The organism is Ekhidna sp. (genome assembly GCF_040223195.1).
GTDB lineage: Bacteria > Bacteroidota > Bacteroidia > Cytophagales > Cyclobacteriaceae > Ekhidna.
This window is the reverse complement of record NZ_JAVKDX010000022.1, coordinates 403,927-427,696: the sequence shown is the minus strand read 5'-3', so window position 1 is coordinate 427,696 and position 23,770 is coordinate 403,927. Positions and strand designations below refer to the sequence as shown.

25 protein-coding genes are annotated in these 23,770 nt (G+C 42.9%); 20 read left to right on the top strand and 5 right to left on the bottom strand.

Features of this window, described 5'->3' with window-relative positions; translation table 11 throughout:
• Nucleotides 1-2 precede the first annotated feature (2 nt).
• Both porN and RLN88_RS15605 read left to right on the top strand, forming a co-directional pair.
• Complete coding sequence (porN, locus tag RLN88_RS15610; protein WP_350222347.1) at nucleotides 3-866, top strand: type IX secretion system ring subunit PorN/GldN; 864 nt, start codon at nucleotides 3-5, stop codon at nucleotides 864-866.
• Between the two features lie 34 nt (nucleotides 867-900).
• Nucleotides 901-1,488: an FISUMP domain-containing protein gene (locus RLN88_RS15605; RefSeq protein WP_350222346.1), complete on the top strand. Its 588-nt coding sequence runs from the start codon at nucleotides 901-903 to the stop codon at nucleotides 1,486-1,488.
• Between the two features lie 17 nt (nucleotides 1,489-1,505).
• Here the strand turns inward: RLN88_RS15605 and uvrC are convergent, their stop codons facing one another.
• From uvrC to porW, 3 genes are read right to left on the bottom strand one after another with little or no spacing between them, the layout of a single operon-like run.
• On the bottom strand, nucleotides 1,506-3,305 hold the full coding sequence (gene uvrC / locus RLN88_RS15600; RefSeq protein WP_350222345.1) for an excinuclease ABC subunit UvrC: 1,800 nt from the start codon (nucleotides 3,303-3,305) through the stop codon (nucleotides 1,506-1,508).
• Complete coding sequence (locus RLN88_RS15595) at nucleotides 3,305-5,572, bottom strand: penicillin-binding protein 1A (RefSeq protein WP_350222344.1); 2,268 nt, start codon at nucleotides 5,570-5,572, stop codon at nucleotides 3,305-3,307. Before RLN88_RS15595 ends, uvrC begins: the two co-directional genes overlap by 1 nt.
• Complete coding sequence (gene porW / locus RLN88_RS15590; protein WP_350222343.1) at nucleotides 5,569-8,118, bottom strand: type IX secretion system periplasmic lipoprotein PorW/SprE; 2,550 nt, start codon at nucleotides 8,116-8,118, stop codon at nucleotides 5,569-5,571. The genes RLN88_RS15595 and porW overlap by 4 nt, the downstream gene beginning before the upstream one ends.
• 103 nt (nucleotides 8,119-8,221) lie before the next feature.
• Between porW and RLN88_RS15585 the strand changes: the two genes are divergently transcribed.
• The 18 genes from RLN88_RS15585 to RLN88_RS15500 all read left to right on the top strand — a co-directional run bounded on the left by RLN88_RS15585 (nucleotide 8,222) and on the right by RLN88_RS15500 (nucleotide 21,571).
• Complete coding sequence (locus tag RLN88_RS15585) at nucleotides 8,222-9,091, top strand: M23 family metallopeptidase (protein ID WP_350222342.1); 870 nt, start codon at nucleotides 8,222-8,224, stop codon at nucleotides 9,089-9,091.
• A 9-nt stretch (nucleotides 9,092-9,100) separates the two neighbouring features.
• Complete coding sequence (locus RLN88_RS15580; protein WP_350222341.1) at nucleotides 9,101-9,511, top strand: bactofilin family protein; 411 nt, start codon at nucleotides 9,101-9,103, stop codon at nucleotides 9,509-9,511.
• A complete protein-coding gene (locus RLN88_RS15575) occupies nucleotides 9,471-9,713 on the top strand; it encodes an AtpZ/AtpI family protein (RefSeq protein ID WP_350222517.1) in 243 nt (80 codons plus the stop codon). The genes RLN88_RS15580 and RLN88_RS15575 overlap by 41 nt, the downstream gene beginning before the upstream one ends.
• Entirely contained in the window at nucleotides 9,710-10,057 is a 348-nt protein-coding gene (locus RLN88_RS15570; RefSeq protein ID WP_350222340.1) for a hypothetical protein, read from the top strand. The genes RLN88_RS15575 and RLN88_RS15570 overlap by 4 nt, the downstream gene beginning before the upstream one ends.
• An 18-nt stretch (nucleotides 10,058-10,075) precedes the next feature.
• A complete protein-coding gene (gene atpB, locus RLN88_RS15565) occupies nucleotides 10,076-11,122 on the top strand; it encodes a F0F1 ATP synthase subunit A (protein WP_350222339.1) in 1,047 nt (348 codons plus the stop codon).
• A 36-nt stretch (nucleotides 11,123-11,158) separates the two neighbouring features.
• On the top strand, nucleotides 11,159-11,362 hold the full coding sequence (gene atpE, locus RLN88_RS15560; protein WP_350222338.1) for an ATP synthase F0 subunit C: 204 nt from the start codon (nucleotides 11,159-11,161) through the stop codon (nucleotides 11,360-11,362).
• Between the two features lie 82 nt (nucleotides 11,363-11,444).
• Nucleotides 11,445-11,939, top strand: coding sequence for a F0F1 ATP synthase subunit B (gene atpF / locus RLN88_RS15555; protein ID WP_350222337.1), 495 nt, complete (start codon nucleotides 11,445-11,447; stop codon nucleotides 11,937-11,939).
• 2 nt (nucleotides 11,940-11,941) lie between these two features.
• The gene (gene atpH / locus RLN88_RS15550; protein WP_350222336.1) at nucleotides 11,942-12,484 is read left to right on the top strand and encodes an ATP synthase F1 subunit delta; all 543 of its coding nucleotides are present in this window, start codon (nucleotides 11,942-11,944) and stop codon (nucleotides 12,482-12,484) included.
• 38 nt (nucleotides 12,485-12,522) lie between these two features.
• The gene (atpA, locus tag RLN88_RS15545) at nucleotides 12,523-14,103 is read left to right on the top strand and encodes a F0F1 ATP synthase subunit alpha (protein WP_350222335.1); all 1,581 of its coding nucleotides are present in this window, start codon (nucleotides 12,523-12,525) and stop codon (nucleotides 14,101-14,103) included.
• An 8-nt stretch (nucleotides 14,104-14,111) separates the two neighbouring features.
• Entirely contained in the window at nucleotides 14,112-14,996 is an 885-nt protein-coding gene (gene atpG / locus RLN88_RS15540; protein WP_350222334.1) for an ATP synthase F1 subunit gamma, read from the top strand.
• Nucleotides 14,996-15,784, top strand: coding sequence for a UbiA prenyltransferase family protein (locus RLN88_RS15535; protein ID WP_350222333.1), 789 nt, complete (start codon nucleotides 14,996-14,998; stop codon nucleotides 15,782-15,784). Before atpG ends, RLN88_RS15535 begins: the two co-directional genes overlap by 1 nt.
• Nucleotides 15,775-16,377 (top strand): class I SAM-dependent methyltransferase, encoded by a 603-nt coding sequence (locus tag RLN88_RS15530; RefSeq protein ID WP_350222332.1) that lies wholly within the window; start codon nucleotides 15,775-15,777, stop codon nucleotides 16,375-16,377. The genes RLN88_RS15535 and RLN88_RS15530 overlap by 10 nt, the downstream gene beginning before the upstream one ends.
• Nucleotides 16,374-16,961, top strand: a complete 588-nt coding sequence (locus tag RLN88_RS15525) for an RNA polymerase sigma factor (protein ID WP_350222331.1) — start codon at nucleotides 16,374-16,376, stop codon at nucleotides 16,959-16,961. The genes RLN88_RS15530 and RLN88_RS15525 overlap by 4 nt, the downstream gene beginning before the upstream one ends.
• Nucleotides 16,951-17,427, top strand: a complete 477-nt coding sequence (locus RLN88_RS15520) for a hypothetical protein (protein WP_350222330.1) — start codon at nucleotides 16,951-16,953, stop codon at nucleotides 17,425-17,427. The genes RLN88_RS15525 and RLN88_RS15520 overlap by 11 nt, the downstream gene beginning before the upstream one ends.
• A complete protein-coding gene (locus RLN88_RS15515; protein WP_350222329.1) occupies nucleotides 17,411-18,514 on the top strand; it encodes a DUF4097 family beta strand repeat-containing protein in 1,104 nt (367 codons plus the stop codon). Before RLN88_RS15520 ends, RLN88_RS15515 begins: the two co-directional genes overlap by 17 nt.
• A 23-nt stretch (nucleotides 18,515-18,537) precedes the next feature.
• The gene (locus RLN88_RS15510) at nucleotides 18,538-19,047 is read left to right on the top strand and encodes a hypothetical protein (RefSeq protein WP_350222328.1); all 510 of its coding nucleotides are present in this window, start codon (nucleotides 18,538-18,540) and stop codon (nucleotides 19,045-19,047) included.
• Nucleotides 19,048-19,050: 3 nt separating this feature from the next.
• Nucleotides 19,051-19,701: a hypothetical protein gene (locus RLN88_RS15505; RefSeq protein ID WP_350222327.1), complete on the top strand. Its 651-nt coding sequence runs from the start codon at nucleotides 19,051-19,053 to the stop codon at nucleotides 19,699-19,701.
• A gap of 46 nt (nucleotides 19,702-19,747) precedes the next feature.
• Nucleotides 19,748-21,571, top strand: a complete 1,824-nt coding sequence (locus RLN88_RS15500) for a tetratricopeptide repeat-containing sensor histidine kinase (RefSeq protein ID WP_350222326.1) — start codon at nucleotides 19,748-19,750, stop codon at nucleotides 21,569-21,571.
• On the opposite strand, the gene RLN88_RS15495 is transcribed toward RLN88_RS15500, so the two are convergent.
• Both RLN88_RS15495 and RLN88_RS15490 read right to left on the bottom strand, forming a co-directional pair.
• Nucleotides 21,540-22,739, bottom strand: a complete 1,200-nt coding sequence (locus tag RLN88_RS15495) for a class I SAM-dependent methyltransferase (RefSeq protein WP_350222325.1) — start codon at nucleotides 22,737-22,739, stop codon at nucleotides 21,540-21,542. The genes RLN88_RS15500 and RLN88_RS15495 overlap by 32 nt on opposite strands.
• Nucleotides 22,740-22,747: 8 nt before the next feature.
• A complete protein-coding gene (locus RLN88_RS15490; RefSeq protein WP_350222324.1) occupies nucleotides 22,748-23,740 on the bottom strand; it encodes an aspartate-semialdehyde dehydrogenase in 993 nt (330 codons plus the stop codon).
• Nucleotides 23,741-23,770: the final 30 nt, after the last annotated feature.

Below are 23,770 nucleotides of genomic sequence, written 5' to 3'. Positions count from 1 at the left end.
TTATGAAAAAATTAGGTTATGTAATTGTGTTTGGTCTCTCGCTCTCCTTTGGGTATGCACAGGAGGAGCTTGCACCTTTGGTGAAACCAGAAGTAGATGAGACTCAGGTCATGTTTAAAAAGACCGTCTGGAGAAGGATGGATATGAAGGAGAAGCAAAACCGGCCCTTCTTTTCTTTAAATGGAGAGGTATCCAGACTCTTGATAGACGCAGTGGATGAGGGATTATTGACTCCTTATCGATCAGACTCTTGTTTAAACTTTATGCCTGATATCATATTTGTATCGAATATCTCGGTAGAGAGAGAGCAGAATCCATTTGTAGGTGGGGGCTTCAATTCTGGGGGATTCGACTCTTTTGGCGATGACGCCAGTGCAGGAGATGCTGCTGCAGAGCCAGAAGGGGAAGAGGCTCGTCAGGAAGCAATTCCTGAAAATGAGTTCTCTGTTTTGTACATTAAAGAAGACGTCATTTTTGATCGGAATAGATCAAGAATGTACAATTACATCAGATCACTAAGTATTGCTTTGCCAAGGAGTGCGGGATCATTATGGAATCCAGCGGGATTTGAGAAGAAGGTAGCCCATTTCAGATATGATGATGTGGTTGCTTTATTTAGAGGACCTTATGCTGATAAGGCAGTTTATTATAACAATAATAATCCGGGGCAGCACATCAATATGAGTGATGCTTTTGAGTTAAGATTGTTTAATGCGCCAATTATTAAAGTTTCTAACGCTCAGGATTTGGACATTCGTCAGCTATATGCGGATAAAATGGCTATAGATCCTTTGAGTGTAATAGTTATTCAACAAAAATATGAGTACGACTTAATGGAGTATGAGTCGGAACTTTGGGAATACTAATTTTAAAATCTAACCTAACCCTAATTCACCGAAGATGAACGCTAAATATTTACTCTCCGCACTTTTGATAACCGTTTGTTTAATTGCTTCAGCCCAAGAGTTTGGTGAGTTGACCGACTCACGTGATGGAAAAAGTTACAAAACTGTGACAATTGACATTGTGCTAGAGGGGGGTGTGACCGTGAAGAGAACCTGGATGGCTGAAAATTTGGCGTATGAGGTTCCTGAGTCATTTTGTTACAAGAACGAGTCTGCCTATTGTGAGGCTTTTGGAAGGCTTTATACATTTAAAGCTGCTAGAGAGGCATGTCCTGATGGATGGCATGTGCCTACAATAGCAGAGTGGAATTTACTATTTCAGACTTTTGGAGGTATTCATGATGCTGGCGTTGCTTTGCAAAAAGGTGGTGAGAGTGGTCTTGATTTAACCTTAGGAGGATTTGGTGATCCGGGAAGGGTGTTTAAAAATGTCGGAATCAGTGGAAACTACTGGGATGCAGAAAAGAAATCTGATAATACTTCAGGACTGATTTCTGTTCAGAAGGGCTCCAAAGAAATATACCATAGTGTAATTGGCGATTGGCATAGAAACAGTTGCCGATGCGTCAAGGACTATGAGTAGGAAAAATAGGAAGGGGATCAAAGATCCCCTTTTTTTATGGCTTCCCGTATTATATCGGTTTTTGCTTGACCTATCAGGTCGATAAGGTCTTTTTCAGAACTTTGTTTTAGACGAGTGATGCTCCCAAATTCACGCATCAGTTTGTCTCGTGTTTTTGGGCCCAATCCTTTTATTTTATCTAATCCTGATTCGATCGAAGCTTTGCTTCTTTTTTGCCTGTGGAAGGTGATTGCAAATCTGTGAGCTTCGTCCCTTAGATGCTGAATCAACTTGAGGGACGGTGATTTTTTGCTGATGTGAACCGGAATGTTATCTTCGGGATAGAAAATTTCCTCAAGTTTCTTAGCTATGCCAACGATCGGGATCTGACCGTAAATGTTAAGTTCCTTCAGGGAATCACAAGCTGCACTTAGTTGTCCTTTTCCTCCGTCAATCACAATGAGATTAGGAAATGGGAGACCTTCTTTTTTTAAGTGGGAATATCGGCGACCTACCACTTCTCTCATGGAGGCAAAATCGTCCGGACCCACCACTGTTTTAATGTTGAATTTTCGATAGTTGGATTTGGATGGTTTTCCATCTTTGAAACACACCATGGACGCCACTGGATTGGAACCTTGAATGTTGGAGTTGTCAAAGCATTCGATATGAACCGGTAAATCCGATAATTTCAAATCTTCCTGTAGTTTTCTCAGAATGGCCTCATTTGGCTGGATGCTTTGTTTGGAAAATTTTTCTTTTTTGAAATAAAGTGCGTTTTTGAAAGAGAGATCAACCAACTTCTTTTTGTCACCTATTTTTGGAATGACCACTTCTACTCCCTCCCATGGTTCTACGGGAGCATTTGAGAGAATGTAAGGATTGGAACTTCCATATTTCTTTCTCAAATCAAAAATGGAAAATCTGAAGACTTCTATGTTATCCTCTTCAATTTTCTTTCTAGCTTCAATGGTTTCAGAATTGACGATAGCCCCGTTTTCGATTCTCATATAATTGATGAAAAGGGAATTGCCCTTTTCTGACTCTGTCATGGAAAACACGTCTGTGTTTGTGATTTTTTGATTTACAATCAGCGATTTAGACTGAAATTTTTCCAGCAGATCCAGCTTTACCTTATACGAGTGTGCAAGTTCAAATTTGAGTTCTTCAGAAGCTTTTTGCATTCTTTCCTTATATGACCTGCTCACCACCCCTACTTTGCCTTTCAGGATTCTCTTGGCTTCTTCAATATCTAGCAAATAATCTTTCTCCGACTGAAAGCCCTCACATGGCCCAAGGCAATTTCCAATATGGTATTCCAGGCAAACCCTAAACTTCTTTTTGCGAATATTTTCTTCGGATAGATTGAATTTGCAAGTCCTGATCTTATGGATTTTTCTAATGAGATCAAGTACCCCATTCATGGCTTTCACACTGGTATATGGGCCAAAGTATTCACCTTTTGAATGATCTATTCTCCGTGTGGAATAGATGCGTGGAAATCGCTCATTGGTTATGCAAATACTCGGAAAACTCTTGTCATCTTTTAGGAGGATATTGTATCTCGGCTGATGCTCCTTGATGAGGTTGTTTTCCAGAAGTAGCGCATCAAATTCTGACGAGACAATGACAAATTCAACCTGTTTTATTTCCGAAACGAGACGGTAGGTCTTCCTGTTGTCGAGGTTAGCTTTGGTAAAGTAGCTGGATACCCTTTTCTTTAAATCCTTCGCCTTACCAACATAGACAATGGTTTCACTTTCATCCAGAAATTTGTAAACCCCAGGCTTGCCAGGGAGCTGAAGGTATTCTTCTCTCGAATATCGTTGGAATTGCATTACATGAAGTCGTCTTCATCAACAACATCATAATCAACAGTATCTGATGGATTTGAGTTTTCTTCGTAAAGCTCACAATCTATCACTGTCCTTATTGGTTTGGTAGGTTTTTCGAAGAATCCCTTTTCATAGCCCAAGGTTTCATCTGCATAGATCTTTTCCATATATCTCTCCCAAATTGGCAAAGCTGTTCTACCGCCCTGTCCCAGATACCACTCCCTAAAGCGAATACTTCTATCATCTCCGCCTACCCACGCTCCTGAAACTAAATCTTTTGTTACTCCAATGAACCATCCATCTGATGCATTTTGTGTGGTACCGGTTTTCGCACCAATTTCATTGTCAACCTTAAGTGAATAATCTAGAGATCTTCCGGTACCAAGCTCTACCACGCCTTTGAGCATGTGTAGCATGAGATAAGCTGTTTCTTCATTGATCGCTTCCTGTTCATCGGGCACGAATTGCTGAATTACATTACCATTTTTGTCTTCAATACGAGCGATAAAAAATGGTTTAATAAAGGTGCCTTTATTCACGAATGTGGAATATGCCCCCACCATTTCATAGATTGAGACGTCCCCGCCAGCACCCAGGCATAGAGATGGAACGGCATCTAAGGGGCTTTCTACTCCCAATCTCTTCGCATAATCCACCACTGTGGAAGGGCCTATTCGATTCATCATAAATGCAGTGATGCTATTGACTGATCGTGCCATGGCCTCACGAATGGTCATGACTTCACCAGTGAATTTGCCATTGGAATTTTGGGGAACCCATGTTGGAGGATCTTGGCCAGGAAGACTAAAGGAAACAGGTGCATCTACTACCGGAAAACAGGGAGAATATCCATTGTCAATAGCTGCAGTGTACACGATCGGTTTGAAGGTAGATCCGGGCTGTCTTCTACCCTGCTTTACATGATCAAACTTGAAATATTTGTGGTTGATTCCACCCACCCATGCTTTGATGTAGCCAGTACGTGGATCCATAGACATAAAGCCAGCCTGAAGAAATCGTTTATAGTAATTGAGCGAATCATAAGAACTGAAAACCGTATCAATTTCCCCCTCCCAGGAGAATACTGTCATGCTTTTCTTCTGGTTAAGATAGAATTCGATAGAATCTGAATTTTCACCGAATTGTGCCTTTAGGTTTCTATAAGCATCCGTTCGTTTCATGGCATTATCCAGAAACTCCGGGATTTCATTGTTGTCATCATCAATCCAAGGGTTTTCGCCTTTCCAATGCTCACCAAATACCTGTTGAAGGGTGTCCATGTGCTCCGCCACTGCTTCTTCTGCATATTGCTGCATACGGCTATCTATCGTGGTATAGATTTTTAGGCCATCCTCAAAGAGGTCGTATCCATTTTCAATAGCCCAGCTTACGAGGTAGTTTTTTGCCACTGTCCGGAAGTATGTGGCCAATCCTTCATTTTGGCTTTCGATAAGATAGTTGAGTTCCAGTTCTCTATTATTGAGGGAGTCGTACAATTCCCTGTCAATCAATCCATATTTATGGACATTCCATAGCACTTCCGTTCTTTTCCGCTTTGCCCGCTCCGGATTGAATACCGGATTATAGGCTGTAGGTTTATTGATGGAGCCGACTAAACTCGCAGACTCCTGATAGTCAAGTTGAGATGGAAGCTTGTTGAAAAAAGTCTGTGCGGCTACCTTGATCCCGTAGGAATTACTACCATACTCGATCGTATTTAGATACATCGCAAGGATTTCTTCTTTTGTATAGGATTTTTCCAGTTGCACGGCAATGATCCATTCTTTGACTTTAGTAACCAGTTGGCCAATGGAGGGATACTTGTAAAGTGAGCCTTTTTTGTCGCTATTGGTGCTGTAAAGATTTTCTGCCAGCTGCATGGTAAGCGTACTGCCACCTCCCTGAAAGGAAAGTGTGAGCTTACCCACTACGGCTCTAACCAATGCTCTCAGGTCAATCCCTGAATGGTTTTTGAATCTAATATCTTCGGTAACAAGAAGGGTATTCACTAATTCCGGGGAAAGCTCCTCATAGGTCACCGGTGTTCTGTTTTTTCGGAAGTATTTGCCGAGTGAGACGCCATCTGCACTGATTAGCTCGGAGGAGAGATCAGGATCTGGCCTCTCTAAGGCTTGCAGGCTGGGTAGTCCACCAAACCACCCAAACGCATCGTTTTTGACCATAAGGAAGATGCTTGGGATACCAATAAGTCCCAAAATGAAAAAAATCCAGAGTGCCCGGAGGATGTATTTTATCAGCTTTTGCTTCATTTATAATGCTTATCAAAAAAGGTTAGATAGGCCGATACGTCTTTGGTTTGGTAGAAGATATCAAAGTTATCTTCAGTTATCACAAATACATCAAACTTTTGACCTTTAAATGTCTCACTCAAATTGACCTCCTCATTGAACGATTTCATAAAATTTACGGCAGTTCCTCTACCGGGAAAAACATTAATCAGCAGCATGGATTTTTGATCACTCAGAATGAGGTTGCCTGTTCGTAGATTCGATAGGTTTTTCTTTTTCAGATAATCGTCGACAACAGGAGGTAGCTTATCAGTCATGTCAGATTTCAGGTCATAAACGATAACAAAAAGATGCTTTTGGTTGAAATCCTCAATGAACCTGGCTCGGGCACTATTGTACCTTTTTTGCTGAAAATTTTCTGAGGCGGTGAGGAGCGATTTGGCATAGTCGTTCAGCTCGCTCTCTGGGTATAGCTTAATGAATTCCCCTAATTCGAACTGATATTTATGGTCTTCATCCATTTTACCGATTGCCAATACTCGTAGCAGGGCTACATTGTCGCTAAATTCATTCTCAGGATGCATGGCAAGAGCACTGTCTGCAGCGTACAAAACCTCCTCATTGGATCCCTCTTTGTATTTTTCATAGAGTTTTTTGTATAGTCTTTTTAGTTGCTCACTGATTGCGAAACTCTCCTCTCGATAGTTTGGATTGTCTACAAGTTTTGCATAGACCGTATCAGGGTATTTTCTTTTTAGAATATTTGCCTTTTCTGTAGACTTTTCTGGGTGTTCATTTTTGTAGATAAGATATAGTTGATACAAAACCTCTGCTTCGTATACTGTTTGTGGAAATCTGTCTAGTAGACTTTCAAAAGTTTCAGCTGCATTGGCATCTTCATTTAATCGTAGGTTGTAGATATTGCCGAGGTTGTAAAGCGCCACCTCAATTTGCCCCAGAAGTACGGCCTTTTGTTCCGGTGTTCTTGGGATGTTTGCCATCATCTCTCGTGCCTCATCCGCTACCGGGGTTTCGGCTTCTTCCTCCCCTGTAGACTCTGATATGTTATTTGTTACGATGGTTTCTTCTTCAGGGATATTGCTGGCTGCTTTATTTCTTCTTCGCCAATTATCCTCCAATGGTCTGTCTCCCCACTTTCGTAAAAAATCGCTTCTTCCTTTGCTCAACGCCGCGGTGTTGTTGAAATACCAGACTGCTCCAGCAGATGCCGTGGTTATCAGGTTCTCACCTGAGCTTTGAGTGATATTTCTTGCCCGATTTATAGCTGCTTGTTTTTCTTTCTTTTTTCGCTCTGCTTCTTCTGCTCTTTCTTTTTCAATTTTTGCAGTAAACATGGATAAAACTGAATCTTCAGGCAGCTTCGCAAGGTTCAGGAGACTGTCATTTTCCTGGATGACCACAATTTGCTTCACAAAATCAACCAGTATTTCTTGCCGCTCCTTGATAGCCGCATAGTTTTCCTCATCCTGCGGCAGGGTGCTAACTGTACTGTCATAATAGCTTTTGGCCACCACATAATCTTTGAGGGAGTCATAGTAAATCTGCCCAAGACTTAGATAGGAAAGACCCTTCTGTCGTTTGTTGGTTTCACTGTATTTGACTGACAGCTTGTAGCTCTCAATAGCCTGCTTGATGTCTCCGTTCTTTAATTCAAAACCGGCTAGCTCATAATAGATTTTGTCTCGATATTCCTTGTTTTTCGGATCCTTGAGTAGATTCTTAAAGTACCGGTCTATTTTTTTTATATCGCTCTCATCCGCTAGCTCTGTTACCTGAGCCATATAGAGTTTTGTGTAAAACTCCATTTCATAGCTTGGATTGCTCCTAAGTACATTTCGGTAATATCTGAAGGCTTCACCTTCAAAATCGAGCTCATGATAGGTTTGCCCAATGATAAAATTGATTCGGGCTTTATCAGCCGAATTCAGAAGCTCCTCAGCTTTCACGAGACTCCCCACCATCTTATTCTGATCCCCTTTTTTCTGATAGAGATAGGCAGTATTGAGGTGAAGTCTCCGCTGATTTTCTCTGCTCAACTCCTCTTTAGCCAGGTAATCGGTAACCGCCACCGCATTCTTGTATTCTTCAAATTCGGTGAAGCTCCTGATCAGTTCGGTCAATGCATAATGCCTGGCATTGTTATCCTCGCTGTGCGTGTTTACATATTTAAAAGTTTCAATCGCATCAGGAAATTCACCTGCATAATATCTGGCCTTCCCTACTAAAATGTAGCTGTCGTCCTCCCACTTACTGTTAGGGTGTCGCTGGATAGCTATCGAAGCTTTTTGAATGCAATCCTCAATTTGCGTTTTCAGGGATGCTGATTTGGTAGAATCAAACTGGGCATAGATTGGGAGTACTTTATTGTAATTCCATTCCTGATCTTCAAAGATGGATTGCTCAATTTCATTGATTCGTTCGTTGGCAATAAAATAAGCATTGTAATGTGCGGTGAGATCGTGAAAGGAATTGCTCAACGGATTATTCTTGTATGGAGAACAACCGATGGCAAGCGCCACAAAACTTACGGAGATGAGTTTCTTCAAAATGAGCTTAAACTGATGCAATAAATAACGATCTCAAGTTCAAATTGGTGTAAAGATAAAACAAGGGCTGATTGCATACCTTTGTCCACCTAAATTGCAATTTATGGCTGCAAGAAAAACATTAAGTAATTGGCTAACGAATAAATACCTTCTCATTATTCGCAATGAGGAGAATTTTGCGGAAAAGACCACATTCAGCTTCAATTATGCCAGATTATTTCTACTGATGGCAGGCGTGGGCTTTCTTTTGCTTTCCCTTGCAGTGTACCTCGTGACTGTGGCCTTGGAGCAGTGGCTTGACCCCAGGCATGCACAGATGGAAGCCAACCGTCAGGTTTTGGAGCTTACTATGACCATTGATTCACTGGAGCAGCAGGTGAACAATAAGAATGTTTATATTGAAAATATCAGAAGGATAATAGCCGGCGAGGAAATCGATCAAAATGTAGAAGCCAGCCCGGAATCCAATCTGCAACCGGCGGAGCTCACCGAGAGCATCCAGCCTGTCGATTCTCAGTTTAGGGCCGAATTTGAGGGTTCTGAGCTTGCCGAAATAACCGCATTGCCGATCGCAGTTTCATCAAATGTGTATGAACTGAGGGATGTTTACCTTTTCAGCCCTTTGTTCGATGGCATAATTACCGACGGATTTAACCCTAAGGAAGATCACTATGGGGTTGATATCGTAGCTCAGGAGAATGAGCCAGTCCGATCGGTCGCTGATGGAGTAGTAATAATGTCTTCCTGGACGCTGGATGGAGGGTATATCTTGGCCATCCAGCATCCAGGAAACTTAATTTCCGTATACAAGCACAATTCGGAATTATTTAAAAACGTTGGTAATTTTGTGGCCGCTGGAGAAGTGGTGGCAACCATTGGAAATACGGGCGAACTAACATCCGGGCCTCACTTGCATCTGGAATTGTGGCACAATGGTAACCCTGTAAATCCGCAAGAGTATATTGCACTATAAAATCATGCTATGTTGAATAAGAATCACAAAGAAGTAGAGGAACTGAGCAACTCAAGTAATATCATTGGGAAAGGTACAATTGTCAATGGCAGCATTGAAACTTTCGGAAACATTCGTGTAGAGGGTAAGGTTGTGGGCGATATTAAAACAAAATCAAAGGCTGCATTTGGCCATTCCTCCCAGGTAGATGGAAGTGTGCTCGCTCAGAATGCCGAGGTTGCTGGCCACATCACAGGCACGATAGAGGTAACCGAACAGCTCGTATTGAAGGCTACTGCTACCATTGATGGGGACATCATCACTAACAAGTTATTGGTGGAATCAGGGGCGACATTCAACGGTAAATGTAAAATGGGCGTAAAGAGCAAGGAAATCAAAATTGGAAAGCCCGAAGAAGAACAGCAAGCCCTCAAGGCCTGAGGGTAAAGACACCTCCCAGGATGAAAAGCAATACATGAGGTACTATGCCCTTGCTTTTGAGCTGGTAGTCATGAACCTCGCTCTTATTGTAGGGGGCTATTTCCTGGATGACTTCCTATCATCCAGCCCGGTGATCATACTTATTGCTACTTTTTTGTCAATGGGCGGCACCATTTGGCTGCTCTTAAAATCCCTTAAATGAAAAAGTGGATCATCCTCATAGCGATCACATCCATTCTTTTGGTGATCAATTTTGCGTTCAGTCAAGAATTGAAGCTCCACCAGACTTTTCAGACGATGGTATTTTTTTTTACAGCGCAAGCCTTTGTGCTTTTTAGAATCGACTATTGGACTTCCAGAGAATGGTCTGCTCAGATCGCCCTGGTAAAAATCGTGATCCGGCTACTTTCATCGCTCATATTCATCCTGGTTTTGATCTACACACAAACCGATCATTTCACGCTAGTAATCCAGTTTATTATCCTCTATTTGATATTCATGATCTTTGAAATAGTTATGGCTTTGACTAACTTGCGCCGAAATTGAGGAACGAACGAATATCCGATGAAAACAGGCTCAACCTTCAAGCAATTTAACCTCCTGAAAATCAATAAGTTTTTTGCAGTTTTATTGCTGGCTTTTCCTGGGGTAGTGTTTGCCGGCGGTGGTTCAAAAGAAGGAGAGGATGAGCGGTTCGATCCTACCCCATTGATCAACCATCACATCTCCGATTCTCACGTATGGGAAATCTACCATGGATTGACAGTTCACCTTCCCGTGATCATATATTCGGAGGAGAAGGGATTGGATATTTTTTCTTCATCGAATTTCTACAACGAACATCACGAAACGGTACCATATAATGGATACGTGATGGATCACGATCACATTACGCTGGAAAGCGGGGCTCATGTCTATGACCTTTCTATCACCAAGAATGTATTATTCCTGTTTATTGATGCATTTCTTTTGATCTTGGTGTTTTTAGCAGTGGCTAGGGGTTACAAAAAGAATGTGGGGAGAGCACCAAGAGGAATTCAATCATTTTTCGAGCCGATCATTATTTTCATTAGGGATGATATTGCAAAGGAGAACATTGGCCACAAGTATGAGCGATTCATGCCATACCTGCTTACGGTTTTCTTTTTTATCTGGTTTGGCAATATGCTGGGACTTCTTCCCGGTGCGGCAAATATGACTGGGAATATCTCCGTGACTTTGACCTTGGCGGTACTTACTTTGGTAACGACACTTTTTTCAGGTAGGAAAACTTACTGGCTCCACATTGTGGATCCATTGGGCAAGTCCATGCCATGGGCCGGTAAGCTTATGCTGTACCTGATCTTATGGCCGGTGGAAATCATTGGAATTTTCACTAAGCCTTTTTCATTGATGATTCGACTTTTTGCCAACATCACAGCAGGGCACATTTTGATTTTGAGTATCATCAGTTTGGCGTTCATTTTTGAGAGCTTGTCCATTGGTGTGGTTGGGGCATTGTTCGCTACAGTGATGAACATGTTGGAGCTGTTTGTAGCAGTGTTGCAGGCTTATGTTTTTACGCTTTTATCTGCCTTGTATTTTGGACAGGCAGTAGAGGAGCATCACTAAATTTTAAACCAATTTTTAACAAATAAATATATAATTATGGGAGCTATTGGAGCAGGTTTGGCAGTAATTGGAGCAGGTCTTGGTATCGGTTTGATCGGTAAAGGAGCTACTGAAAGTATTGCTAGACAACCAGAAGCAGCTGGTAAAATCCAGACGGCAATGATTATCGCAGCGGCCCTTATTGAGGGTGCGGCGCTATTCGGTGTTGTAGTTGGTCTATTGGCTGGATCAGGAAATTAATTCCTAAACAAGCTTGGCTATGACCACATTAGGTGGCATGGCCAGGTTTTACTTAAGACATTTACACTAAATAAAATATATCGTGGCACTAGTTACCCCGGACATTGGACTGATTATTTGGCAGCTGATAGTATTTCTGATAGTACTATTCATCCTACGTGCATTTGTATGGAGGCCAATATTAAGTGCGCTAAAAGCACGCGAGTACCAAATTGAAGATTCCCTTCGTGCAGCTGAAAATGCAAAAGAAGAGATGCAGCAGATCAAGGCTGATAACGAATATTTGCTTCAGGAGGCACGAATTGAGCGAGATGCCATTCTTAAGGAAGCTAAGAACGAGGCAGTTCACATCATAGAGCACGCAAAGGCAGAGACGTCCGACATCACTTCAAAAATGATACAGGATGCTCGTGAGGCTATCCAAGTAGAGAAGAAAGCAGCGCTAAATGAAGTGAAGGATTTGGTCGCTTCATTATCGCTTGAAGTAGCAGAAAAAATCCTTCGTGAGAAACTTTCTGACGACAAGTCCCAAAAGGCACTTGTTGAGAAATTCATTAAAGACGTAAAAGTTAACTAAGCATGTCTGCAGGCAGAATAGCGGTTCGATATGCCACACCAATTTTGCAATTGGCAGAGGAAAAAAAAGTGCTTGATAGTGTGAAAGCAGATATGGAATCCTTTATCAAGGTATGTGATGAGAGCAAGGATTTTGCATTGATGCTAAGGAGCCCCATCATTCCTCATCTCAAAAAGGCTGAGATTCTGAAGAAAATATTTACCGGAAAAGTAAATGAACTCACGCTCCAGGCATTTGACCTACTCACTCGCAAGAAACGTGAGAGTATGCTTGAAGGTGTGGCTCAGGAATTCATCCACCTGTATAATGCCAAGAAAGGATTGGCAGAAGTATCCGTCACAACGAGCATCAAGATGGATGCTGATATGAGGAAGGCATTTGAAAAGCTGGCAAGGGACATTACGGGCAAGGAGCCAATATTGAATGAAAAGGTGGACGCTGAGCTAGTGGGGGGGTACATCCTAAAAGTGGGAGATCGTCAAATAGACGATAGCGTGAGCGGACAATTGAAAGAATTAAAACTGAAGTTTTCAAAGAATAAATAACATCAGTCCCGATTGATCGGGGCTAAACAGATAAAACTATGGCACAAGTAAGACCTGATGAGGTTTCAGCAATTTTAAGGGAGCAGCTATCCGGACACAAAACAGTAGCTGAACTCGAAGAAGTAGGTACCGTACTCCAGGTAGGTGATGGGGTAGCCAGAATCTACGGTTTGTCCAATGCTCAAGCTGGAGAACTTCTGGAGTTTGAAAATGGCTTGAATGCCCTTGTACTTAACCTTGAAGAAGATAATGTAGGAGCTGTACTTCTTGGAGACTCGGCAGACGTAAACGAAGGCGATACCGTAAAGAGAACTGGAAAGATCGGATCAATTCAGGTAGGTGATGGCATGTGCGGAAGAGTAGTGGATACCCTAGGCAACCCTATTGACGGAAAAGGGGCAATACAGGGAGAAACTTTCGAAATGCCACTGGAAAGAAAAGCACCAGGGGTAATCTACAGACAGCCCGTTAGTGAGCCACTTCAGACAGGTATTGTGTCAATTGACTCTATGATTCCGATTGGTAGAGGTCAGCGAGAGCTAGTGATTGGTGACCGCCAGACAGGTAAAACTGCTGTGGTTATTGATACGATCATCAATCAGAAAGAATTTTATGACAAGGGAGAGCCGGTATACTGTATATATGTAGCAATCGGACAGAAAGCCTCTACGGTGGCGGGAATCGTAGCACAGCTGGAGAAAGCCGGAGCTATGGACTACACAGTTATAGTTAATGCCTCTGCGGCTGACCCTGCTCCAATGCAGTTCTTTGCGCCATTTACTGGTGCGGCTATCGGCGAGTTCTTTAGAGATACAGGACGTCCTGCCTTGGTGGTTTATGATGACCTATCCAAGCAAGCAGTTTCTTACCGTGAGGTGTCTCTTTTGCTAAGAAGACCTCCTGGACGTGAAGCTTATCCTGGTGACGTATTCTATCTTCACTCAAGACTTTTGGAAAGAGCGGCCAAAATCATTAACGACGATACTGTGGCCAGACAAATGAATGACCTTCCCCCTTCATTGAAAGGAAAAGTAAAAGGGGGTGGATCATTAACTGCACTTCCGATCATTGAAACACAAGCAGGTGACGTATCTGCCTATATTCCTACCAACGTAATTTCGATTACGGATGGCCAGATCTTCCTTGAGACAAACTTGTTTAACTCTGGTATCAGGCCAGCGATTAACGTAGGTATCTCGGTATCCCGTGTGGGAGGTTCTGCTCAGATCAAATCCATGAAGAAAGTTGCAGGTACATTGAAGCTGGATCAGGCGCAGTTCCGTGAACTTGAGGCATTTGCAAAATTCGGCTCTGATTTGGATGCGGCTACTCAGCGAACCATTGACAGAGGTAGAAAAAATCAGGAAATTTTGAAGCAACCGCAGTTCTCCCCTATCCCGGTAGAGGAGCAAGTAGCGATCATATATGCTTCTACCAAAGGTTTCCTTGATCCGGTTCCTGTGAATAAGGCTAAAGAGTTCCAAACTGAATTTATGAATGCAATGAGAACCACAGGTAAGGCTGCTTTGGCGGACTTCAAAGCTGGAAATTTAAGCGATGCGGCTGTTGCCAAAACAGAGGAAATCGCCAAAGACATTGCATCGAGATACAAAAAATAAGACGATAGATGGCCAATCTTAAAGAAGTAAAAGGTAGGATTCAGTCGGTTGTTTCTACACAGCAGATCACCAAAGCCATGAAAATGGTGGCAGCTGCAAAATTGAGAAGAGCCCAGGATCGTATCATTCAAATGAGGCCATATTCCCAGAAACTTTCTGAGATTATTCAGAATGTTTCTGCTGGAGAGACAGACGGTGCGGATAACCCATTCGCTGAAGAAAGAACTATTGAGCGAGTATTATTGGTGGTAGTTTCTTCAGACAGAGGTTTATGCGGCGCTTTCAATAGTAGTATTTTCAAGGCTACCAAAGCGTTGATTGCTGAGCAATATAGTCACGTCGAGTCATCAGGGAATTTGGTAATTCTGCCGATCGGAAAGAAGGCGTTTGAGCATTTTGCAAAGAGGAAGTACAATGTGATTTCTGAATATTCTCAACTGATGGAGAAATTGAACTTTGCGGATGCAAAAGAAGCAGCTGAGATGGTAATGGCTGAGTTTGTAGGTGGCGAGTATGATCGGGTGGATATCATTTACAATGAGTTTAAAAATGTTGCTACTCAGATCGTTCGAAAGGAGCAATTCCTGCCTATAAAAGAACTGGAGCTTGATGAGGTCGCGGACACGAATGTGGACTATATCTATGAACCATCCAAAGATTTCATTTTTGAGGAGCTTATCCCTAAATCTTTGAAAATACAGTTCTACAAGACGTTGCTGGAGTCCAATGCTTCCGAGCATGGAGCGAGGATGACAGCCATGGATAAGGCAACTGAAAATGCGGATGACCTATTGAAGGAGCTGAGGTTGACCTACAACAGAACTCGTCAGGCAGCTATCACTAAGGAGATTCTGGAGATCGTAGGTGGTGCTGAGGCGCTAGCTAAGGGATAATGATCGGCCGGGTATATCGTACCGCTCAAATTTTATCATTAGACATTGTAATCGGGGCAGTCATTCTGCTCCGATTTTTTTGTGTCCAATTCGGTGTGGCTCCCAGATGGGAAGTTTTTGTCCTGTTAGGTGGGGTTGTCTGGCTTATCTACACAGCGGATCACCTTCGTGATGCAGAGCACAAGATTAGATCATCCAGGGAACGGTATCTGTTTCATAAGGAGCATCGAAAGCCCTTAGTGGTGGTTGCTGGTATTGTTTTGTTGGTACTGTCCATACTAGTCTTTTTCATTCCGCTGGTGATTTTCCTGGGGGGATTGGCACTCGCAGTATTCTCTTTTATCTACTTGATAATGCAGCATCGATTATCACGATTTCTTTCGAAGGAACTCTATGTTGCGTTGGTCTATTCAGCCGGTATTTTGATGGTACCTTTTCTGCTTAGTCAAACGTATCGATGGGATGTTTTTTTGTTGCTGGTTTTGCTGACCTTCATCAACCTTAGTCTTTTTAGCTGGTATGAAAAGGACGAGGATATTAGAGACAAATTTCAATCTATAGCCACCGAACTTAATGGTAAGAAACTGGAAAAAATCATTTTACTGCTGATCTCGTTGGGCCTTGCAATTGCCCTTCTTTCCATCAACCTTATCGCAAGTTATTTTATAGCAGGGTTTGTCATTTATGCATTGATGATCATTTTCCCCGATTGGTTTCGGCTCAGCCATCGCTACAGAGCTATAGGCGATGGGGTATTTTTATTGCCAATTCTTTTTGAATGGATGTAAATGATTTTGATCATATAGCTCCGGTTTACGACCGACTAGCCAGGTTGGTGTTTGGAGGTGATGTATTGAAAAGTCAGCTTCGGTTTCTTGATCAAGTAAAGTCCTCTGATCGTGTATTGATTTTAGGCGGTGGCACTGGCCAGTTGCTGGAGCATTTACCAAAGTGCAAAGAGGTGGACTTTGTAGAGAAATCTTCTAAAATGATTACCAGGGCCAAGTCCCGAAAGTCAGATCAGGCTATAAACTTTATTCATAAAGACTTTTTCGAATTTGAGACCAATCAGAAGTATGATATGATCATCTGTCCCTTTTTTTTGGATTGTTTTAACCCAGAGAGCCTGTACAAAGCCCTTCACAAAACAAAAAGCCTGCTTTCCGAAGAAGGTAAACTGATCGTTTCTGATTTTGATCAAAAAGGAACCGGGAAAACCCTGTCCTGTTTCATGCATTTGTTTTTCAGGGTAATTTCAAATCTTCAATCAAAGCAATTGGGAGCGATACACTCAGAAGTAATTGCTGGTGGATTTTCGATGATTGAGGAAGAATTTTTTAATCAAAACATGATTTTTTCTCGTCTTTATAGAAACCTTTGAAAAAGGGTACTGTCATTATCAAGAACGTGAGCACCACACACACCATCCACAAGCACCTGATTGTGCAAAGTCAGCAGGGAGACCAGGCGGCCATGTCGTCGCTGTATGGTCTTTACTCTAAGGCTATGTACAACATCTGCCGCAGGATGATGGGTGACGAAGAGGAGGCCAAGGATTTGCTTCAGGAGTCATTTATTGATGCATTTCAAAAACTGCCAACGCTGAGAGAGGTGAACACCTTCAGCTCCTGGATCAAGCGCATTGTGGTAAATAATTGCATCAATGCGATCAGGAAAAGGAAGCTGGACACAACAGAATTAGAGGAGAACGCAGATTTTGTAGAAGAGGAAGAAGATGATTTTGAGTACGCACAGTTTCAGGCTTCTCAAATCATGCAGGTAATTGATTTATTGCCGGAGGGCTGCAAGACGGTATTGAACCTGTATCTGTTCGAGGGTTATGATCACAAAGAGATCGGGGAGATATTGGGAGTTACAGAGTCGGCATCAAAAGCGCAGTATTGCAAGGCCAAGGCCCGAATTAGAAAAATGCTGGAAGAAGAAAGGAGTCAACATGCGGGATAATTTAAAGGACCATATCGAAAATACACGGGAGGATTTCGAACTCTACCCGTTTAACAGTGATCAGGAGTGGGTTAAAATCTCCGGAAAAATAAAGCCGCAGACAGAGAAGAAAGACCCGTGGAGGACTTTTGGAATAGCTGCCTGCTTTGCCTGCATTATTGGATGCACCATTTTCTTTATGAATGCGACAGGGCCGGAAAATGAAATGGCGGAGATGGAGCAGTATTACAATGCGGAGATAAATCAGAAAGTCACCTTGATCAAAAGTCAACTTGGTGATGATAGTATCTTGAAAGATTTGGAAGCAATGGATGCCGCATTTGCTGAGTTAAGAACAGACCTGAAAGACAATGTAGATAATGAGGAGGTAGTGACCGCCATGATGGAAAACTACCGCCTCAAATTAAAAATACTTGAAGAGATATTAAGCGAGCTGGAAAAAGAGAAAAGTGAAGAAGTGCTTTAACATATTGATGGCTTTTATGCTGACCATGCCACTGCTGGCCCAGGTTCGTCAGGAGCGTGATTTTAAGCGCTCGTTTGCCGTGCCCGAAAATGCAAAAGTGGAAGTAATCAGCAAGTATGGTGAAGTGATCATTCGTACCTGGGAGATGGATTCAGTGCGTTTTGAAGTGCTCGTAAGAGCCGAAGGGAAGAACTCTGCAGCAGTAAATAAATCAATGTCTCGTGTGGATGTGAGATTCCGAAAAGTAGGAAGCGTGATATCTGCGGTTACAGAAATCGGAAGCAGTGGTGGTATTCTCGGAAATGTACTTAGTGAGGTGGAAGGAGTGGTGGGTAGCAATAAGCTTCAGGTAGATTATCAGGTTTGGTTGCCACAGGATGTGATGCTAAGCGTAGAAAATAAATTTGGTGATGTGTATCTGACCAGCCTTGATGGGAAGGTCGATTTGGATATTTCTCACGGAGATATCAAAGCAAATGATTTTACTAAATCACTCAACCTGAAACACTCATTTGGGAAATCATCATTTGGAAAATTGCAGGATGGAACTTTCACACTTCGCGGAGCAGAAGTGAGAGTAGATCAGGCTAGAAACTTGAATGTAGAGAGTGGAAGCTCTGAGATTCGAGTAGATAAAATCGAGCGTATCCAGCTAAACTCACGAAACGACAAAATCCATATTCTGGATGCCAATGAAATTATGTGTGAGGGGTCTTTCACCAACCTGACATCCGACTTATTAAGAGGATCTGCCAGGCTGGATTTCAGCTATGGAGATATCTACCTAAGCAGAATATCCAAAGATTTCAATAGCATTGATATCACAGGAAAATCAACTGACATCAACCTTATTTTGAATCAGGCCTCATACATTAAAACTTACATCAAAGGACCGGAAGATCGAATGATTTTGCCCAACAGCATGCTGACCATGCAGCGCGAGTTGTTTGAAAATGAAGGTAAAATTTCACTTTCTGGTTTTGTGGGAAATACTAACACGCGTCACAGTCAGCTTATGGTAGAGGCTGATGGTGGAGAGCTGATTGTGGCCATAAAGGAAACACCTATTTTCGTAGACAGAGACTAATGTACCGTCACCACCGGACCCGAATGAAACGAATTTTATCCTTGTTTTTTCTGCTGATTTCCATCACTGCGACTAGTCAGCAACTGTACGAAAAATCTTCCGGTATCCGGCTGGGACACACGTCTGGCATCACTTTTAAAAAGTTTGTTACCGAAGATGAGGCAGTTGAGCTCATTTTGAGTGGCCGAAATGAAGGGATGCATGTTACCGTTCAATACCTTTTTCATGAACCCATGGAGTTTTCCTTCAACGATCGGTTCTATCTTCACTATGGTATTGGCGGGCACATCGGATATGAAAAATTTGACGACATAGCAAAGACCCTTTCCAATGCGGCCGGTGATGCATTTATCTATCAGGAGAAGAGCTTCTTTATCATGGGAGTAGATGCCAGCCTGGGGATAGAATATAGGTGGCTGGAGGTCCCGATTACCCTGGGATTTGATATCAAACCGTATTTCAATTTTATTGGCATGAGGCATACCAAAGCACGGTTCTGGGATGCAGCCATTTCATTCAAATATGTTTTCTAGCCAATGAAATTTTCACTTCATATCATGCTCATTTTGTGTATGCTTTCAAGCTACAGTCAGCGGTACATGGATACCAACGATCCCAAGGATGAGGAGGTAAAGTCCCTTTTGAGTAAAAAGAATGACCTGAATGCCTTCGGCGCAGCGGATTTGAAAATCGGTGACCTGAAAGGTGAAAGAGGGCTGCTGGTAGGAGCATATGGCGGCTTCATTATCAACAGAAGATATCTGTTTGGATTGGCAGGGTATGGACTGGTAACGCAGGTGGAATTTGATGGGCTGGTGCCCGGACAAACCACACCGAAAAAGCTTCATTTGCACGGAGGATATGGAGGGATTATAATCGGCGGGACTATCGCTCCCCGAGAGTTGATCCATATCAGTATTCCCATAATCCTGGGAGCCGGATCTATGGAGGTGGTGGATAAGGACTTTTTTGTAAACAATCCTGCAGACTCAGAATTCACGGTAGAAAATTCGGTGTTTTTTGTTGCTGAACCGGGGCTGGAGGTGGAATTCAACATTACAAAATACTTCAGGTTAGGTGCAGGTGCCACCTATCGCTATATCTCTGGGACGGAGCTGGAAAACGTTTCCGATGATGACGTTTCTGGCGCTACCGCCATGATCAGCTTCCGCTTTGGCCGATTCTAATTGCTGCTTACTTTTGTAAAAGGCAAAAACGGCCTAACTTCTCATCGTGAAACTCACCCGGCTCACCCTTACGATAGCGTCGTTGTGCATCGTCCAGTACATTGTTGCACAACAGCAGGGCAGTAGATTAGCTGCTTTCACCGATCTCATCCATTCGTGTGATTCGCTATTATACGATCAGCCGCAGCAGAGTTTGCAATATGCAACTGAAGCCCACACGATTGCCTCCGACCTCAAGAATGATTCACTTATCGCACTTTCGCTCAACAGAATTGGGAGCGCCCATTGGTCTTTGGGCAATCAGATGGAAGCGCTTCAGAAAATTCAGGCCTCACTCCAACTCTCCGAGCTCAACAATTTTGAGTCGATCATGGCCAAGAATCTTGGAAATATTGGGAATGTGTATGCGGCCTCTGGTTTGGACCTGGATGCTATTGGATACTATAAGTCTGAGCTTGAACTTCAAAAGAAATCCAAGGGCGATACTTTCCGACTCTTTGCCATAAATAATAATATTGGGAAGGCCTTTTTAGATCTTAATTATTACGATTCTGCACATCGGTACTTAAAGAGTGCTTCAGAATACCTGGATCCCCGGTTTGAGCATCTTCACTCCATTTATTTCTTTAATCTGGCCGAGCTAAGTTTCAAAGAGGGAGATATTGAAGAGGCAGATTCCCTGCTAGAATTGACTTTTGAAAATGCAAGGAAATTCGATAGTCGCCGAGGTATTATCCGGGCAAACCAGCTCAATGCGGAGATCCAACTGTTTAAAGGGGACAAAGGCCAAGCGTTAATCTCTGCCAATCAGGCCTTCGAAATGTCCGCGGAGAGTGGAGTGAAAGAACTCATTTACATCACCAGCAAAACCCTGTCGAAGTGCTACGGAGCGATCGGAAATTACAGGGAAGCTTATAAAAAGCAACAAATACATGAGATGTACCTGGATAGTGTGCAGAGCGTGACCACTATCAATGAACTGGAGCTTCTGGCCTACTACCAGCGGCTGTTCAAAATGCGGGTTCTGGAGTCAAAAAGTGAGTTGAATGAGCAGCTGGCTGAGCAGAGGCAGTTGATCATTCAAGGGCTGGTAGTGGCACTGGTGATTGCTGCAATTTTAATTGCAATCATTGTGATGGTTGTGCGTGAGTTGGGCATACGCAAGCGGAAGCTGGAAAACCTGAATAAATTCAAATCAAAGATTTTTGCGATTGTTTCCCATGATTTAAAATCCCCAATTCAGTCGGTTTCATCGGTCATTGAAATGTTCAATGAAAAGCTCATCAGTAAGGAAGAAATAGAGCCTTTGCTACCTGAGGTAAAAGAGAAGACCACCAACTTGATGAGCCTTTTGAACAACATCTTCCTTTGGGCAGAGGGGCAAATGGAGGAGCATGAACTGGTGAAGGAGAATTTTTTACTCAAGAATGTGGTAAGTGATTTGGAAAATGAATTGAAAGAACGGCTTGATGAGAAAGACATTTCACTGGAGGTAAGCATCGGAGACAATTTTGAGCTACACTCTAATCCTGGAATCGTCCGGATTCTTCTCCGTAACCTGATCGTTAATGCGATAAAATTTTCTCACAAAGGATCTGTGGTAAAGATCAAAGCAATTAAAGGGAGTAAGGTAAAAATGATAGAAGTGGTGGATCAGGGTGTTGGTATGAGTCAGCAGATTTTGGAGAACCTTTTTACCGGAGGTCTGGTAAGTACCAATGGAACATCCGGCGAGAAAGGGAATGGGTTGGGTCTGGCTTTATGCAGTGATTTTGTAAAACGGCTGGGAGGACGCATAGAAGCCGATAGTGAAAAAGGGAAAGGATCCGCCTTTCGGATTATTTTGAATGACCAACCCGCTCAGCGATAACCATTTGAGGCTTGCTATGGAGGTTCCGAAAGGCAATTAGAAAATAATCACCTCCATCCTTCAGTTTCCACTTTTTCTTAAGCTCAGGTGCGCTCAATGGATAATTCCTGGTGATGACATTGATTTTACCGCCAGGGGCGTATTTACTTATTTCCTTTTTGACATCCGCGCTCACCACCCTGAAAGTACGACCGGGGAAGCTGCTGATTGCATCGTCTGAGGTGTACAGGTGTGTGTTTTCTTCCAGCTTCTCAAGACCAAATTCAACACCAACTTTTTTAAATGCGCCAGCCTTCATGACTGAGCTGTTCGGCTCGTAGATGTACGTTTTTGGGTTGGAGTATGAGCTTACCTGCTTCTTCTCGCTTTCAAAATCAAATCGATAATCTGGCTGGTTGGACTCCAGGTTCACACAACGGATGGATGGGTTTTTCACCACCGAAAAATCGATATAAACCAGAATTTCCTTGCAGTCATTTTTCACGGAAACGATATGAACCTCGCTGGTCTGAGAAATTGCTTCCACGATAGAAGTTATGTCAAGGATCGGGGAAAATTTGATGAGGACTTTACTGGCCTTTTCAGCCAATTTCGGAAGTAGCTCCGCCACATCAGGGGAGCAATCTTCGATTCGGAATACCTTGTTTTTATGATCATCCCTTCGTGCCGGATCCAGATAGATAAACGTCTCCTCCAGCTCCCCATGGTAGTCATTTAGAAAGGCTTCCGCAGAGTTATGGACAATATCAATTTCCCTTCCTAGTACGTTTGAATTTTGCGCAAAAAGGTCACACAAATTCTTTTGCTGCTCCACATAGATGGTGTGATTGAAACTTTGGCTCAAAGCCAGACAGTCAACCCCCATGCCGCCTGTCAGATCAATCAGGGTCTTGCCGGAGACAAGTTGCTGCTTGTAGGCGCAGGTAGCTTCTGATGAGGCCTGCTCAATGGATAATGGCGGAGGCATGATCAAGTCAAAATTTCCCGACCAGCTATCCAACTTACCTTTTGCTTTTTGTCTGGCCAGGATCTGACTGGAAATTTCTTTGATATGTTCCTTAAATCCGGAGGGTGGGTTCAGGATTAGTTGGCTGGGATCAGCGTTCTGATTTTCTTTGATGAATGCCTTGACCGCATCCTGAGAAAGAAAATCCAATCGATCATCCATACTAGAATTTAGTATACCAAACTGTGCTGCAACATGTACTCCGCAATCTGGATTGCGTTGGTCGCCGCACCCTTGCGCAGGTTGTCAGACACCACCCACATATTCAGGGTCTTCGGCTGGGTCTCATCCCTTCTGATCCTGCCCACAAATACATCATCTTTATCATGTGCTATCAGCGGCATTGGGTATTCATTATTGTCCGGATTGTCTACCACAGTCACACCATGTGCTTTATCGAGGATAGAATAGATCTGCTCCAGGGTATATTCCTTTTCAAACTCGACATTGATTGCTTCTGAGTGACCGCCCATTGTGGGAATTCTTACACAGGTAGAAGTCACTTTAATGGAATCATCTCCCATGATTTTTTTGGTTTCGTTCACCATTTTCATCTCCTCTTTGGTGTATCCATTTTCCAGAAATACATCAATGTGAGGAAGCGCATTCATGTCTATTTTGTGAGGATATACTTTTTGGATGTCTTTGCCCGATCGCTCGCCCTCCAGTTGATCTACTGCACCCTTGCCCGATCCGGTCACTGATTGATAGGTTGAGACGACTATTCGCTGGATTTTGAATTCATCATGGAGTGGCTTCAGCGCTATCACCATCTGGATGGTGGAGCAATTTGGGTTAGCGATGATCCGATCGTCGATTCTGAGGACATGGCCGTTAACTTCCGGTACCACCAGTTTTTTTGTGGGGTCCATTCTCCAGGCTGAAGAGTTGTCTATGACCACTGTGCCCACTTCGGCAAATTTTGGTGCAAACTCCAATGAAACAGAACCGCCCGCAGAAAAAAGGGCAATGTCAGGTTTGGCGGCAATCGCATCTTCCATGGAAATGATGGCATAATCCTTTCCATTGTAAGTGATCGTTTTACCAATGGAGCGCTCTGATGCTACCGGTAGGAGCTCCTCTACCGGAAAATTTCTTTCTGACATGATCTGGAGCATCTTTTGGCCCACAAGCCCACTGGCTCCTACTACTGCAACCTTCATATTACCTTAAAATCAATAGTTAAAACTTTC